The 14,577-nt window shown below is 49.8% G+C and carries 18 protein-coding genes; 12 read left to right on the forward strand and 6 right to left on the reverse strand.

The features are described 5' to 3' along the window. Positions 1-34 precede the first annotated feature (34 nt). The gene (locus ACU8XX_RS21065; protein ID WP_000181148.1) at positions 35-979 is read right to left on the reverse strand and encodes an Rpn family recombination-promoting nuclease/putative transposase; all 945 of its coding nucleotides are present in this window, start codon (positions 977-979) and stop codon (positions 35-37) included. Positions 980-1,456: 477 nt separating this feature from the next. On the opposite strand from ACU8XX_RS21065, the gene mdtM reads away from it, so the two are divergent. The 7 genes from mdtM to ACU8XX_RS21100 all read left to right on the forward strand — a co-directional run bounded on the left by mdtM (position 1,457) and on the right by ACU8XX_RS21100 (position 8,479). Further along, positions 1,457-2,689 (forward strand): multidrug efflux MFS transporter MdtM, encoded by a 1,233-nt coding sequence (gene mdtM, locus ACU8XX_RS21070; protein WP_001564407.1) that lies wholly within the window; start codon positions 1,457-1,459, stop codon positions 2,687-2,689. A gap of 40 nt (positions 2,690-2,729) precedes the next feature. Continuing rightward, positions 2,730-4,010, forward strand: a complete 1,281-nt coding sequence (locus ACU8XX_RS21075) for a DUF445 domain-containing protein (protein ID WP_001037377.1) — start codon at positions 2,730-2,732, stop codon at positions 4,008-4,010. A 115-nt stretch (positions 4,011-4,125) separates the two neighbouring features. After that, entirely contained in the window at positions 4,126-5,277 is a 1,152-nt protein-coding gene (locus ACU8XX_RS21080; RefSeq protein ID WP_001299707.1) for a double-cubane-cluster-containing anaerobic reductase, read from the forward strand. A 9-nt stretch (positions 5,278-5,286) separates the two neighbouring features. Then, positions 5,287-6,054 (forward strand): putative 2-hydroxyacyl-CoA dehydratase activator YjiL, encoded by a 768-nt coding sequence (yjiL, locus tag ACU8XX_RS21085; protein ID WP_000222495.1) that lies wholly within the window; start codon positions 5,287-5,289, stop codon positions 6,052-6,054. Further along, entirely contained in the window at positions 6,051-6,308 is a 258-nt protein-coding gene (locus ACU8XX_RS21090) for a DUF3343 domain-containing protein (RefSeq protein ID WP_000657675.1), read from the forward strand. The genes yjiL and ACU8XX_RS21090 overlap by 4 nt, the downstream gene beginning before the upstream one ends. 64 nt (positions 6,309-6,372) lie before the next feature. After that, positions 6,373-7,233, forward strand: a complete 861-nt coding sequence (locus ACU8XX_RS21095; RefSeq protein WP_001298932.1) for an SdiA-regulated domain-containing protein — start codon at positions 6,373-6,375, stop codon at positions 7,231-7,233. Between the two features lie 67 nt (positions 7,234-7,300). Further along, positions 7,301-8,479 carry an MFS transporter gene (locus tag ACU8XX_RS21100; protein WP_001141202.1) on the forward strand — a complete coding sequence of 393 codons (1,179 nt, stop codon included), beginning with the start codon at positions 7,301-7,303 and terminating at the stop codon, positions 8,477-8,479. A gap of 12 nt (positions 8,480-8,491) precedes the next feature. Here the strand turns inward: ACU8XX_RS21100 and kptA are convergent, their stop codons facing one another. After that, entirely contained in the window at positions 8,492-9,046 is a 555-nt protein-coding gene (kptA, locus tag ACU8XX_RS21105; protein WP_001151854.1) for an RNA 2'-phosphotransferase, read from the reverse strand. Positions 9,047-9,295: 249 nt separating this feature from the next. Here kptA and ACU8XX_RS21110 point away from each other — a divergent pair, with 249 nt between their 5' ends. The 4 genes from ACU8XX_RS21110 (at position 9,296) to hypT (ending at position 12,598) form a co-directional block, all read left to right on the forward strand. Continuing rightward, positions 9,296-9,979 (forward strand): nucleoside recognition domain-containing protein, encoded by a 684-nt coding sequence (locus ACU8XX_RS21110; protein ID WP_128424457.1) that lies wholly within the window; start codon positions 9,296-9,298, stop codon positions 9,977-9,979. Then, positions 9,976-10,437: a YjiG family protein gene (locus tag ACU8XX_RS21115; protein WP_000211971.1), complete on the forward strand. Its 462-nt coding sequence runs from the start codon at positions 9,976-9,978 to the stop codon at positions 10,435-10,437. The genes ACU8XX_RS21110 and ACU8XX_RS21115 overlap by 4 nt, the downstream gene beginning before the upstream one ends. Positions 10,438-10,449: 12 nt before the next feature. Next, positions 10,450-11,622 carry a beta-aspartyl-peptidase gene (iadA, locus tag ACU8XX_RS21120; protein WP_000568417.1) on the forward strand — a complete coding sequence of 391 codons (1,173 nt, stop codon included), beginning with the start codon at positions 10,450-10,452 and terminating at the stop codon, positions 11,620-11,622. A 64-nt stretch (positions 11,623-11,686) separates the two neighbouring features. Continuing rightward, positions 11,687-12,598, forward strand: coding sequence for a hypochlorite stress DNA-binding transcriptional regulator HypT (gene hypT, locus ACU8XX_RS21125; protein WP_446908312.1), 912 nt, complete (start codon positions 11,687-11,689; stop codon positions 12,596-12,598). On the opposite strand, the gene iraD is transcribed toward hypT, so the two are convergent. From iraD to ACU8XX_RS21145, 4 genes are all read right to left on the reverse strand, one after another. After that, positions 12,591-12,983: an anti-adapter protein IraD gene (gene iraD, locus ACU8XX_RS21130; RefSeq protein WP_000986204.1), complete on the reverse strand. Its 393-nt coding sequence runs from the start codon at positions 12,981-12,983 to the stop codon at positions 12,591-12,593. The genes hypT and iraD overlap by 8 nt on opposite strands. Next, a complete protein-coding gene (gene idlP, locus ACU8XX_RS21135) occupies positions 12,980-13,063 on the reverse strand; it encodes an iraD leader peptide IdlP (RefSeq protein ID WP_120795393.1) in 84 nt (27 codons plus the stop codon). The genes iraD and idlP overlap by 4 nt, the downstream gene beginning before the upstream one ends. 115 nt (positions 13,064-13,178) lie before the next feature. Beyond that, complete coding sequence (gene ytiD / locus ACU8XX_RS21140; protein WP_001329085.1) at positions 13,179-13,322, reverse strand: protein YtiD; 144 nt, start codon at positions 13,320-13,322, stop codon at positions 13,179-13,181. Next, positions 13,301-13,402, reverse strand: coding sequence for a hypothetical protein (locus ACU8XX_RS21145; protein ID WP_001144941.1), 102 nt, complete (start codon positions 13,400-13,402; stop codon positions 13,301-13,303). The genes ytiD and ACU8XX_RS21145 overlap by 22 nt, the downstream gene beginning before the upstream one ends. A 253-nt stretch (positions 13,403-13,655) precedes the next feature. Between ACU8XX_RS21145 and ACU8XX_RS21150 the strand changes: the two genes are divergently transcribed. Then, entirely contained in the window at positions 13,656-14,486 is an 831-nt protein-coding gene (locus ACU8XX_RS21150; protein WP_000062554.1) for a DUF2686 family protein, read from the forward strand. Positions 14,487-14,577: the final 91 nt, after the last annotated feature.

Consider the following 14,577-nt stretch of genomic DNA (forward strand, 5'->3'; position numbering starts at 1 on the left):
ATCAGGCAGCTTTGCGTTTGTCATCCGTCTCTGATTAGTATTCGATCCATGGATCGCGCTTGATTTCAGGCAAGGGCTGCTCTAATGCCTGCATTTGCTCTGTCGAAAGTCCGGTAATCTTTTGTATCCATTCAGGATCTGCCCCATTCTGCAACAACAATCTAAGGAGGCGTTGTTCCCCTTCTTCTTTCCCCTTTTCCATCCCCAACAGCCATCCATCATTATAAATTCGCTCTGCAATCGTCATTATTCGCTCCCTGTGTTGTGGCATCCGACGGGTAAGTTCGCTGATAAACTTCTTAAAACGCGCTTCATCGCCAGTCAGTAAAATGTAATTTAACAGCGCAGTTATCTGGCTGTCATTAGCACACTCTGTAACCAGTAATACTACCAGTTGGTCGATAAGCCCCATCAGATCGCGCTGGCGAATATGCTTTTGGATCAACTCCAACAGGGCGACTCTGCGATGCTGCACAATCACGTCGTCTGGCACGACAGTGATATCCACCAGCGGGAACGCGGCGGTATAAAGCTTCCGTGCGGTAGTCGGGTCGGCAAATTCGTCCAGCCAGCACAGGGACCAGGGATAAGGACTACGGCTACCGTGATAAAACAGCATCGGGATGACCAGCGGTAGCGGCCGGCGTTTATCATGCTCAATATGGCGCTGCATCACCGCCATGGAATATCGCATCAGGCGAAAGGCCATATGAATATCCTCACGGCTCTGATGTTCAATCACTACGTAAATATAACCACCACCTTCACGGGTCTTTACCGACCACAGAATATCGGAGTGTAGCGCCCGCAATTTTTCATCGACAAAGCTGGCGGATTCCAGTTTTAAACTGTCGAGATCGCACTGTTCACGTAAATCTTTAGGTAAGTGGATCTCCATAAAATCCCGCGCGGTGTCAGGGTGCATGAGAAAGGATTTAAATAATGCGTCATGCGGCGTGCTGGTCGTGAAGTTTGTCATGGCGATCCGTCACCTGTAGATAAGATGGCCCGACTGTAGCGACTAACAAAACCATTCTCACCCGGCAATTTCTCGTTCCCCGAGGTGCTTTCCAGGCTATTTTTGTTCCTCTGCAAACGATACATTTTTCCGGAAACAGGCTCGCGTTTTACATTTCCTGTACCCGGCAGATATTCCCCTTTCCAGCGCGCTCTTTTGATTAACCGCAAATTTTAATTACACTTAAGGTGTATATTTTCTATGCAACCCATCAATTCAAGAGGTGTAATGTGCTGATGACTATTTGTAATCGTTATACATTCTGACCCGAAGTCAGAAGGTATTTCTCTGTCTGTGTGTTCACAGGCAGTGTGGTTGATTACATGAAATTCAGTACATTTGCAGTCTCGTTGCCCTTCTCGCCTGCCTTTCGTCATTACCGACGGTATTGAATTTCGTTTTCCCCGTTGGGGTTCTCCGGACAAGGAGTTGTTTGTTATGCCACGTTTTTTTGCCCGCCATACCGCCACGCTGTTTTTCCCGATGGCGTTGATTTTGTATGATTTTGCCGCGTACCTGTCGACGGACCTGATTCAGCCAGGGATCATTAATGTGGTCCGTGATTTTAATGCCGATGTCAGTCTGGCCCCGGCTGCCGTCAGTCTCTATCTCGCTGGAGGCATGGCATTGCAGTGGCTGCTGGGGCCGCTTTCCGACAGGATTGGCCGCAGGCCGGTGCTGATTACCGGGGCGCTAATATTTACCCTTGCCTGCGCTGCGACAATGTTCACAACGTCTATGACACAGTTTCTTATCGCGCGTGCAATTCAGGGCACCAGTATCTGTTTTATTGCTACCGTTGGTTATGTCACGGTGCAGGAGGCGTTCGGACAGACAAAAGGGATTAAGTTGATGGCGATTATCACCTCCATCGTACTGATTGCGCCGATTATTGGCCCGCTTTCCGGCGCAGCTCTGATGCACTTTGTGCACTGGAAAGTCCTTTTTGCCATCATTGCGGTTATGGGGTTTATCTCATTTGTTGGCTTACTGCTGGCGATGCCAGAGACGGTGAAGCGCGGCGCGGTTCCATTTAGCGCCAAAAGCGTCTTGCGCGATTTTCGTAATGTCTTTTGCAATCGGCTGTTCCTCTTTGGCGCAGCAACCATCTCTTTAAGCTATATCCCAATGATGAGTTGGGTGGCTGTCTCGCCGGTGATCCTGATCGACGCGGGCGGCTTAACAACTTCGCAGTTCGCCTGGACACAGGTTCCGGTGTTCGGCGCGGTGATTGTCGCGAATGCCATCGTGGCGCGTTTCGTTAAAGATCCGACCGAACCGCGCTTTATCTGGCGTGCCGTACCCATTCAACTGGTCGGCCTCGCGCTGTTGATTATCGGCAATCTGCTGTCACCGCACGTCTGGCTGTGGTCGGTGCTGGGCACCAGTCTGTATGCTTTCGGGATTGGTTTGATCTTCCCGACCTTATTCCGCTTTACGCTTTTTTCCAATAACTTACCGAAAGGGACCGTCTCCGCATCGCTGAATATGGTGATCCTGATGGTGATGTCTGTCTCGGTCGAAATCGGCCGCTGGCTGTGGTTTAACGGCGGTCGCTTGCCGTTTCATCTGTTAGCCGTCGTGGCGGGCGTTATCGTCGTTTTCACCCTGGCAGGATTGCTCAATCGCGTGCGCCAACATCAGGCTGCCGAGCTGGCGGAGGAGCGGTGATTTTTGCGCGATCCTGCCGTCAGGCTCTATTCTTAACGTTATGAATAAACTCATTGAACTCAGACGCGCCAAAATGTTGGCGCTCTCTTTACTGCTTATCGCCGCTGCTACCTTTGTCGTTACGCTGTTTTTGCCGCCCAATTTTTGGGTGAGCGGCGTGAAGGCGATTGCTGAAGCGGCGATGGTCGGCGCGCTGGCGGACTGGTTTGCGGTGGTGGCGCTGTTTCGCCGCGTGCCGATTCCGATCATTTCTCGTCATACGGCGATTATCCCGCGTAATAAAGACCGGATTGGCGAAAATCTCGGTCAGTTCGTGCAGGAAAAATTTCTCGATACCCAGTCGCTGGTGGCATTGATTCGACGTCACGAACCGGCGTTGTTGATTGGCAACTGGTTTAGTCAGCCGGAGAACGCCCGCCGCGTTGGTCAGCATCTGTTGCAGATCATGAGCGGTTTTCTTGAACTGACCGATGATGCGCGTATTCAGCGCCTGCTTAAGCGCGCGGTCCATCGGGCGATTGATAAGGTCGATCTTTCCGGAACCAGTGCGTTGATGCTGGAGAGTATGACCAAAAACGATCGTCATCAGGTGCTGCTCGATACGCTGATCGCACAGTTGATCGCCCTTCTCCAGCGCGATAAATCGCGCAAGTTTATTGCCCAGCAAATTGTTCGCTGGCTGGAGAGTGAGCATCCACTGAAAGCCAAAATTCTCCCCACCGAATGGTTGGGCGAACATAGCGCGGAGTTGGTTTCTGACGCGGTGAATTCTTTGCTTGATGATATCAGCCGTGATCGTGCGCATCAGATCCGTCATGCGTTTGATCGCGCCACTTTTGCCCTGATCGACAAGTTGAAAAACGATCCGGAAATGGCAGCGCGAGCCGATGCCGTAAAAAGTTATCTGAAAGAAGATGAAGCTTTTAACCGCTATCTCAGTGAATTGTGGGGGGATTTACGGGAATGGCTGAAAGCGGATATCAACAGTGAAGATTCTCGTGTGAAAGAACGTATCGCGCGGGCGGGTCAATGGTTTGGCGAAACGTTAATTGCCGATGATGCCTTGCGGGCATCGTTAAATGGTCACCTGGAACAAGCCGCGCACCGCGTCGCGCCTGAGTTTTCCGCATTCCTGACGCGCCACATCAGCGATACAGTAAAAAGCTGGGATGCTCGGGATATGTCGCGGCAAATCGAGTTAAATATCGGCAAAGATCTGCAGTTTATCCGTGTCAACGGTACGCTGGTTGGCGGTTGTATTGGGCTAATTTTATATTTGTTGTCGCAGCTCCCGGCCTTGTTCCCCCTCAGCAATTTTTAGAAATCCATAAAAAACTAAGTGGCTAACCGCGAGAGAGATCAAATAAACCACACTAAAAGAATGGTAATAATGTGGCCTCTTTTCATTATCTCCCGTGGTACGGGGAAGGAAAATCATGTCACTTGTCACCGATCTACCCGCCATTTTCGATCAGTTCTCTGAAGCTCGCCAGAAAGGCTTTCTCACCGTCATGGATCTCAAGGAGCGCGGCATTCCGCTGGTTGGCACTTACTGCACCTTTATGCCGCAAGAGATCCCGATGGCAGCCGGTGCGGTTGTGGTTTCGCTCTGTTCTACCTCTGATGAAACCATTGAAGAAGCGGAGAAAGATCTGCCGCGCAACCTCTGCCCGCTGATTAAAAGCAGCTACGGCTTCGGCAAAACCGATAAATGCCCCTACTTCTACTTTTCGGATCTGGTGGTCGGTGAAACCACCTGCGACGGCAAAAAGAAAATGTATGAATACATGGCGGAGTTTAAGCCCGTTCATGTGATGCAGTTGCCGAACAGCGTTAAGGACGATGCCTCGCGTGCGTTATGGAAAGCCGAGATGCTGCGCTTGCAAAAAACGGTAGAAGAACGTTTTGGGCACGAGATTAGCGAAGATGCTCTGCGCGATGCCATTGCGCTGAAAAACCGCGAACGTCGCGCACTGGCCAATTTTTATCATCTTGGGCAGTTAAATCCTCCGGCGCTTAGCGGCAGCGACATTCTGAAAGTGGTCTACGGCGCAACCTTCCGGTTCGATAAAGAGGCGTTGATCAATGAACTGGATGCAATGACCGCCCGCGTTCGTCAGCAGTGGGAAGAAGGCCAGCGACTGGACCCGCGTCCACGCATTTTAATCACCGGCTGCCCGATTGGCGGCGCAGCAGAAAAAGTGGTGCGCGCGATTGAAGAGAATGGCGGCTGGGTTGTCGGTTATGAAAACTGCACCGGGGCGAAAGCGACCGAGCAATGCGTGGCAGAAACGGGCGATGTCTACGACGCGCTGGCGGATAAATATCTGGCGATTGGCTGCTCCTGTGTTTCGCCGAACGATCAGCGCCTGAAAATGCTCAGCCAGATGGTGGAAGAATATCAGGTCGATGGCGTAGTTGATGTGATTTTGCAGGCGTGCCATACCTACGCGGTGGAATCGCTGGCGATTAAACGTCATGTGCGCCAGCAGCACAACATTCCTTATATCGCTATTGAAACAGACTACTCCACCTCGGATGTCGGGCAGCTCAGTACCCGTGTCGCGGCCTTTATTGAGATGCTGTAAGGAGTGGCAGTGACATATTCGATTGGCATTGATTCTGGTTCTACCGCCACCAAAGGGATCTTACTGGCAGACGGCGTGATTACGCGCCGTTTCCTCGTTCCAACACCCTTTCGTCCGGCAACAGCAATTACTGAAGCCTGGGAAACTCTGCGCGAAGGGTTAGAGACAACGCCGTTTCTGACGCTCACCGGCTATGGACGGCAACTGGTGGATTTTGCCGATAAACAAGTGACGGAAATCTCCTGTCACGGGCTGGGCGCACGGTTTCTTGCGCCAGCAACGCGCGCGGTAATCGACATCGGTGGTCAGGACAGCAAAGTGATTCAGCTTGATGATGACGGTAACCTGTGCGATTTCCTGATGAATGACAAATGCGCGGCGGGCACCGGGCGTTTCCTGGAGGTGATCTCGCGCACGCTTGGCACCAGCGTCGAGCAACTCGACAGCATTACCGAAAATGTCACGCCGCACGCCATCACGAGTATGTGCACAGTGTTTGCCGAATCAGAAGTGATCAGCCTGCGCTCAGCGGGCGTCGCGCCAGAAGCGATTCTCGCCGGAGTGATTAACGCGATGGCGCGGCGGAGTGCCAATTTCATTGCTCGTCTCTCCTGTGAAGCGCCGATTCTGTTTACTGGTGGCGTTAGTCATTGCCAGACGTTTGCCCGGATGCTGGAATCTCACCTGGGAATGCCGGTAAATACCCACCCTGATGCGCAATTTGCTGGCGCAATTGGTGCGGCGGTAATTGGTCAACGAGTGAGGACACGCCGATGAAAGAGTTTTTATTTTTATTTCACTCCACGGTCGGCGTCATACAAACCCGCAAAGCGTTGCAGGCAGCGGGCATGACTTTTCGCGTCAGCGATATTCCCCGTGATTTACGCGGCGGCTGCGGGTTATGCATTTGGCTGACCTGTCCCCCCGGCGAGGAAATACAATGGGTGATCCCTGGGCTGACTGAGTCAATTTATTGCCAGCAGGATGGTGTCTGGCGCTGCATTGCACATTACGGGGTTTCTCCGCGTTAAGGATTCATTAAGGTCGCTACGTATACTTCTCGATATCTTATTGATTTGCCTTAAAGGGATTACCGTGACAAAAAGTATTTCGTTAAGTAAACGCATCTCCGTTATTGTGATTCTTTTTGCCATTGTGGCAGTGTGTACTTTCTTCGTGCAATCTTGCGCCCGTAAAAGCAATCATGCAGCATCATTTCAGAATTACCACGCCACCATTGACGGCAAAGAAATTGCAGGCATAACGAATAATATCTCTTCGCTGACCTGGTCGGCACAAAGCAATACTCTTTTTAGCACTATCAACAAACCTGCCGCCATTGTTGAAATGACCACCAATGGTGATTTTATCCGCACAATTCCTCTGGATTTTGTTAAGGATCTCGAGACGATCGAATACATTGGCGATAATCAGTTTGTCATTAGCGATGAGCGCGATTACGCCATTTATGTGATTTCACTGACCCCAAACTCGGAAGTAAAAATCCTCAAAAAAATAAAAATCCCGCTGCAAGACTCCCCAACCAATTGCGGTTTTGAAGGGTTGGCTTATTCTCGCCAGGATCACACTTTCTGGTTTTTTAAAGAGAAAAATCCGATTGAGGTCTACAAAGTTAACGGGCTGTTAAGTAGCAATGAATTACACATCAGCAAAGACGAGGCACTACAACGGCAATTTACTTTAGATGATGTGTCCGGCGCAGAATTTAACCAGCAAAAAAATACGCTTCTGGTGCTGTCTCATGAATCTCGCGCACTCCAGGAAGTAACCCTGGTTGGCGAGGTTATCGGTGAAATATCACTAACCAAAGGTAGTCGAGGTTTGTCGCATAACATCAAACAGGCCGAAGGGATTGCGATGGATGCCTCTGGTAATATTTATATCGTTAGCGAACCAAATCGTTTTTATCGCTTTACCCCTAAATCATCGCATTAACAGGCTGGCATATTTCACCTTTTTGTTATTAACTTGTTAACAACAAAAATGACATACAAGGTTAAACATGCCTTCGTCCTCGCATCCCGTAGAACGCTTTTCTTTCAGCACCGCGCTTTTCGGGATGCTGGTTCTGACCTTAGGTATGGGATTAGGTCGCTTCCTTTATACGCCTATGTTGCCCGTCATGATGGCGGAAGGGGCGTTTTCATTTAGCCAGCTCTCGTGGATTGCCAGCGGCAACTATGCGGGGTATCTGGCTGGCAGTCTGCTATTTTCGTTTGGCGCATTTCACCAGCCGTCGCGCCTGCGCCCATTTCTGTTGGTTTCTGCCCTGGCGAGCGGGTTGTTGATCCTCGCAATGGCATGGTTGCCGCCATTTATTCTGGTGTTATTGATTCGCTTCCTGGCGGGTGTCGCCAGCGCCGGTATGCTGATTTTTGGTTCGACGCTGATTATGCAGCACACGCGCCATCCTTTTGTGCTGGCAGCTTTGTTTTCTGGCGTTGGCATTGGCATTGCACTGGGCAACGAATATGTTCTGGCAGGCCTGCATTTTGCCTTATCCTCGCAAACGTTATGGCAAGGCGCCGGGGCGCTTTCTGGCATGATGCTGATTGCACTTACGCTTTTAATGCCCTCGAAAAAACACGCCATCGCACCAATGCCATTGGCAAAAACGGAGCAACAGATAATGAGCTGGTGGTTACTGGCTATTCTGTACGGCCTGGCGGGATTTGGTTATATCATCGTCGCGACTTACCTGCCGCTCATGGCGAAAGATGCAGGCTCACCATTGTTAACCGCCCATCTCTGGACGTTAGTCGGCTTATCAATTGTGCCAGGCTGCTTTGGCTGGCTATGGGCAGCAAAACGTTGGGGGGCTTTGCCTTGCCTGACGGCGAATTTGCTGGTGCAGGCTATCAGTGTGCTGCTTACTCTCGCCAGCGACTCTCCTCTCTTGCTTATCATTAGTAGTATCGGTTTTGGCGGTACCTTTATGGGCACGACATCTCTGGTGATGACTATCGCCCGCCAACTGAGCGTTCCGGGAAATCTCAATCTTTTAGGCTTTGTGACGCTCATTTACGGCATTGGACAAATCCTCGGCCCGGCGCTGACCAGTATGCTCGGCAATGGAACATCGGCGCTTGCCGGCGCCACTCTCTGCGGCGCGGCGGCGTTGTTTATTGCTGCGCTTATCAGCACAGTACAATTATTTAAGCTGCAAGTGGTCACTTCATGAGGAGTGTTTCCCTTACCACTCAAGAAACTCAACAGCAACCGTTGATGTCAGCCAGACCCCGTTTTCCGCTTGCCAGAAAGGGATGCCTCGTTTCGCCATTTCCTGTGCTTTGACGGTTAAGATAACCGGCGATCCGTGTCTTGCTCCCACTTTGCGTGCCGTTGCTTCATCAGCAGAGAGATGTACGTAATGACGCTCCCCTGCAATCAGCCCCTGTTTTTTTATCTCGTCAAGGAAACGGCTTGCCGTACCGTGGTAGAGAAACTGTGGCGGTGTTTTTTCGGCAAAGGAAATGGCGACCTGCGAAGTCGAATGCCCCTGAACCGCGCGGATGCACCTACCATCACTGGAATAACTAAAACGCTTTTTATCGCTGGTGGCAACCACAGTATCCAGCAATGCACGGGTTAACCGCTTGCCCGCTTTTTGGGCACAGAGTATAAGCTTATCGATATCCGCCCATCCTTCACGGTCAAGTACGATACCAATCGCCTCCGGTTTGTGTCGGAGGACAAAACTTAAAAACTTGCTCGTATCCGCCAGCTCTTTTTCGTTGTACTTTGCCATCTCGTTTTCGTCCCTGGATTTTCTGTTTTTATTTACTGATGTCATTGTCACTTGGTTTATGAATTTTCTGCAACTCAATCCTGCGCAGAGCCTTTTCCACACAGCGTAATTTTTCCGCTATGCAAAAAACGCATAGCCAGAAACATACTTGCATTTTCCCCATACCCACATGGCTGATAAGGTTTTTCAGTTCCAGGAATTTTCCTGGCTCAAGCAACACACAAACACAAAAAAACAATGGGGATTGTTATGACACAACAAGGGGATGCTGTAGCCGGGGAGCTGGCGACAGAAAAAGTGGGCATTAAAGGGTATCTGGCCTTTTTTCTCACCATAATCTTTTTTTCCGGTGTTTTTTCCGGAACAGACAGCTGGTGGCGCGTTTTTGATTTTTCCGTTCTGAACGGATCGTTTGGGCAACTGCCTGGTGCGAACGGAGCCACCACCTCATTTCGCGGCGCGGGTGGCGCGGGGGTTAAAGATGGCTTTCTCTTTGCGCTGGAGCTGGCACCGTCAGTCATTCTCTCTCTGGGGATTATTTCAATTACCGATGGTCTTGGTGGATTACGCGCCGCGCAGCAGTTAATGACACCTGTGCTAAAACCGTTGTTGGGCATTCCAGGGATCTGCTCGCTGGCGCTGATCGCTAACCTGCAAAACACCGATGCCGCCGCCGGTATGACCAAAGAGCTGGCGCAGGAAGGTGAAATTACCGAACGCGATAAAGTGATTTTCGCCGCATATCAAACCAGCGGTAGCGCCATCATCACCAACTACTTCTCTTCCGGCGTCGCGGTGTTTGCCTTTCTGGGCACGTCCGTAATCGTACCTTTAGCCGTCATCCTGGTGTTTAAATTTGTCGGAGCCAACATTTTGCGCGTCTGGCTTAACTTCGAAGAACGTCGCAACCCAACGCAAGGAGCGCAAGCATGACAACTCAGGTCCGCAAAAACGTCATGGATATGTTTATCGATGGTGCGCGCCGTGGCTTTACTATCGCCACGACCAACCTGCTGCCAAACGTGGTGATGGCGTTTGTCATCATTCAGGCGCTGAAAATTACCGGCCTGCTCGACTGGGTGGGGCATATCTGTGAACCCGTAATGGCGCTGTGGGGATTACCCGGTGAAGCGGCAACCGTCCTTTTAGCCGCATTAATGAGTATGGGCGGCGCAGTCGGTGTTGCCGCCAGTCTGGCGACCGCCGGCGCATTAACCGGTCACGATGTCACCGTTTTACTGCCCGCGATGTATTTAATGGGCAACCCGGTGCAAAATGTCGGTCGCTGCCTGGGGACAGCCGAAGTGAATGCCAAATATTACCCGCATATCATTACGGTCTGCGTGATTAACGCATTGCTGTCGATCTGGGTTATGCAGCTTATTGTTTAACAAGGAGTTACCATGATTGATTATACCGCAGCCGGTTTTACCCTGCTGCAGGGAGCGCATTTGTATGCGCCGGAAGATCGGGGAATTTGCGATGTCCTCGTCGCTAACGGCAAAATTATCGCCGTTGCCAGCAATATCCCTTCTGACATTGTACCGGACTGCACGGTTGTCGATCTCAGCGGGCAGATCCTCTGTCCTGGTTTTATTGATCAACACGTCCATTTGATTGGTGGTGGCGGTGAAGCAGGTCCTACGACGCGCACGCCAGAAGTGGCGCTAAGTCGCCTGACGGAAGCGGGCGTCACGTCAGTGGTTGGTCTGCTGGGCACCGACTCTATCTCTCGCCACCCGGAATCCCTGCTCGCCAAGACCCGTGCGCTCAATGAAGAAGGCATCAGCGCCTGGATGCTGACCGGCGCTTATCATGTCCCTTCCCGCACCATTACAGGTTCCGTGGAAAAAGACGTGGCGATTATCGATCGTGTGATTGGCGTGAAATGCGCCATCTCTGATCACCGTTCTGCCGCACCGGACGTTTATCACCTGGCTAATATGGCGGCGGAATCCCGCGTTGGCGGTTTGCTCGGCGGTAAACCTGGCGTCACCGTGTTCCACATGGGCGACAGCAAAAAGGCGTTACAGCCTGTCTATGACCTGCTGGAAAACTGCGATGTGCCGATCAGCAAGTTGCTGCCGACCCACGTTAACCGCAACGTTCCGTTGTTTGAGCAGGCGCTGGAGTTCGCGCGCAAAGGCGGCACTATCGATATCACCAGCAGCATTGACGAACCGGTCGCCCCTGCCGAAGGTATTGCCCGCGCCGTTCAGGCGGGTATTCCGCTGGCACGCGTCACCCTCAGCTCCGACGGCAACGGTAGCCAGCCGTTCTTCGATGACGAAGGGAATTTAACCCATATCGGTGTTGCCGGTTTTGAAACGTTGCTGGAAACCGTGCAGGTGCTGGTCAAAGACTATGATTTCAGTATCAGCGATGCCCTGCGCCCGCTCACCAGTAGCGTAGCCGGTTTCCTTAACCTGACCGGGAAAGGCGAAATTCTGCCAGGCAATGATGCTGACTTGCTGGTCATGACGCCAGAACTGCGCATTGAGCAGGTATACGCTCGCGGCAAACTGATGGTCAAAGACGGCAAAGCCTGCGTGAAAGGAACGTTTGAAACGGCTTAAACGGTTGTCAGCCGCCCGAATGGACGTAGAATGCCCGCAAGGGCGGCTGACAGAGTAAAACGTAATGGATGACTGTGGTGCGATTTTGCATAATATTGAAACCAAATGGCTTTATGATTTTCTGACCCTGGAAAAATGCCGCAATTTTTCCCAGGCGGCAGTCAGTCGCAACGTCTCGCAACCGGCATTCAGCCGCCGCATCCGTGCGCTGGAACAGGCGATTGGTGTTGAATTGTTTAACCGCCAGGTAACGCCGCTGCAACTCTCAGAACAAGGGAAAATCTTCCATTCGCAGATCCGCCATCTGTTGCAACAGTTAGAGAGCAATCTGGCAGAGCTGCGTGGCGGCAGCGATTACGCGCAACGAAAAATCAAGATAGCCGCTGCACACTCTCTTTCCCTCGGACTGTTACCGTCCATTATCAGCCAGATGCCGCCGCTCTTTACCTGGGCAATTGAAGCTATTGATGTCGATGAAGCGGTCGATAAACTGCGTGAAGGGCAAAGTGACTGTATTTTTTCCTTTCACGACGAAGATTTGCTGGAAGCGCCGTTTGACCACATTCGCTTATTTGAATCTCAATTGTTCCCTGTCTGCGCCAGTGACGAACACGGAGAAGCACTTTTTAACCTCGCGCAGCCACACTTTCCGTTACTGAAATACAGCCGCAACTCCTACATGGGGCGATTGATTAATCGCACCCTGACGCGCCACAGTGAGTTAAGTTTCAGCACCTTTTTTGTCTCTTCGATGAGCGAGCTTTTAAAGCAGGTTGCCCTCGACGGCTGTGGGATTGCCTGGCTGCCGGAGTACGCCATCCAACAAGAAATTCGCAGCGGGAAGCTCGTTGTACTGAATCGGGACGAACTGGTGATCCCGATTCAGGCCTATGCATACCGAATGAATACCCGCATGAATCCAGTTGCCGAACGCTTCTGGCGTGAACTGCGCGAGCTGGAGATTGTGCTTAGCTGACATTCTCCAGCATCGCACTACACCAACCGCCATTATCCCAGACCAGATCAAACGTTAGCGGTTCACCGTCGTGGTACAGCATTATCTCAAGGCTGATCGCCAGAGTGTGGCAGTACGCTTCTTTAAAATTAACCTGCAACGCCGCAATCCGTGGCTCATGAAATAACAGTGCAGAACGCAGCTGACGGCAATACCAGCTCTGGAGATGTTTGTCGCTCTGGTTATGCACTTGCCACTCGGGCATGCCTGAAACAAGTAATGACGGTAATGCCGAATGAGGAGAATTAAAAAGAGTGAGGATATCGCTGCATACCGATTTACGCAGCAATGACGTTTTATTGCCTGAAATTTCAGGTAAAACAGCCTGAAGTGATTGGCGCATCATTTTGCGCACTCCTGACGTTTAGCAACATATGCGGCTTGCCCTGAACACCGGGCACCACTGTATTGATGCTCATTTTCCATAGCCATTCCCTTTTGTTCATTACATCCATGTCAGTCTGAGACAGGCCTGAATCCTGTCAGCAAAGTATAAAACCTTACTTGCCTATGAATATCTACTGACTTTTCAGGAAAAAAGTCATGATTTGATAAAAATCATCAAACTCAAAAAAAAACCGCTAGTATATTCTGAATATTCCGAATAGTTACGTAGATGAAAATACTTGTCACCGCCGCTACTTAATTCCGGTGGAAAATTATTTATTTCCGCATAATCAGCCATGTATTATTTGAAACAATTAGTTTGTAAATAATATAAATTGATAACATATCAAATACATCAAAAATACCATTCACAGGCATTATTAATATAGACCTCAATATAGCAACATCAAATTCCAATTAGTAATAAGATATGCTTTTTAATTGCATGCAAATAATTTTAAATGAGCGTTTTTTGATACTTTAGAGTGTTTCCCACCCTTTAATATCACCATGTAGAGTTGATATCACTACAACAGAAACATGCATGTCATTTGTTTACTTCTCTTTTTACTACAGAAAAATTTATCTATTTTTCTAAACATCAGTGAAATACTCATAAAAGGTAACTATTATGTCTATGCCATTAAGCAATGCCCTTCAGAGTCAAATTATTACAGATGATCACTTCCTTCATCACCCAATAGTCGACAGTGAGTTAATACGTAAATATGAACGTGCACGCCTGGATACGGAAAATATCTATCTTCTGCCTCTTGTTCGTGGCAATAACCATAATTACGATGGAAAAAGCGTTGTCGAAATTAGAAAGCTTGATATTAGTAAAGAGTACTGGCCATTTAATTATGTGACAGAAACATGCAGAGAATCCGATGGTATTACAACAACAGGACGTATGCTCTATCGAAACTTGAAAATCACCTCAGCTTTAGACGATATATATGGTGGTATATGTAAAAAGGCGCATGCTGCCACAGAGTTAGCAGAAGGATTACGGCTAAATTTATTTATGAAGAGCCCTTCCTATCCTGTTGAGAACTATACAGTTCATGAAATAACATTAGGCCCTGGTTGCAATGTTCCAGGTTACGCCGGAACCACGATAGGATATATTTCAACCCTTCCAGCTTCTCAGGCAAAAAGATGGACCAATGAGCAGCCAAGGATTGATATCTATATTGATCAGATAATGACTGTCTCAGGGGTGGCAAATTCTTCCGGATTCGCCCTTGCCGCATTACTTAATGCTAATATTGAGTTGGGTAATGACCCAATAATTGGTATAGAAGCCTATCCCGGTACCGCGGAGATCCATGCAAAAATGGGATATAAAGTTATCCCGGGTGATGAAAATGCACCACTCAAACGTATGACTCTGCAACCGTCATCTCTTCCAGAACTGTTTGAATTAAAAAATGGTGAATGGAATTATATTGGTAAATAGCCACTGAGAAGAATGAGTACTAACATTCAGGTTATACAGATAGCTAAACAATACCCTGCAATTTACAAAGTAATACTCATTGCGACTTCTT

This window comes from Escherichia sp. MAL-1, assembly GCF_052948035.1.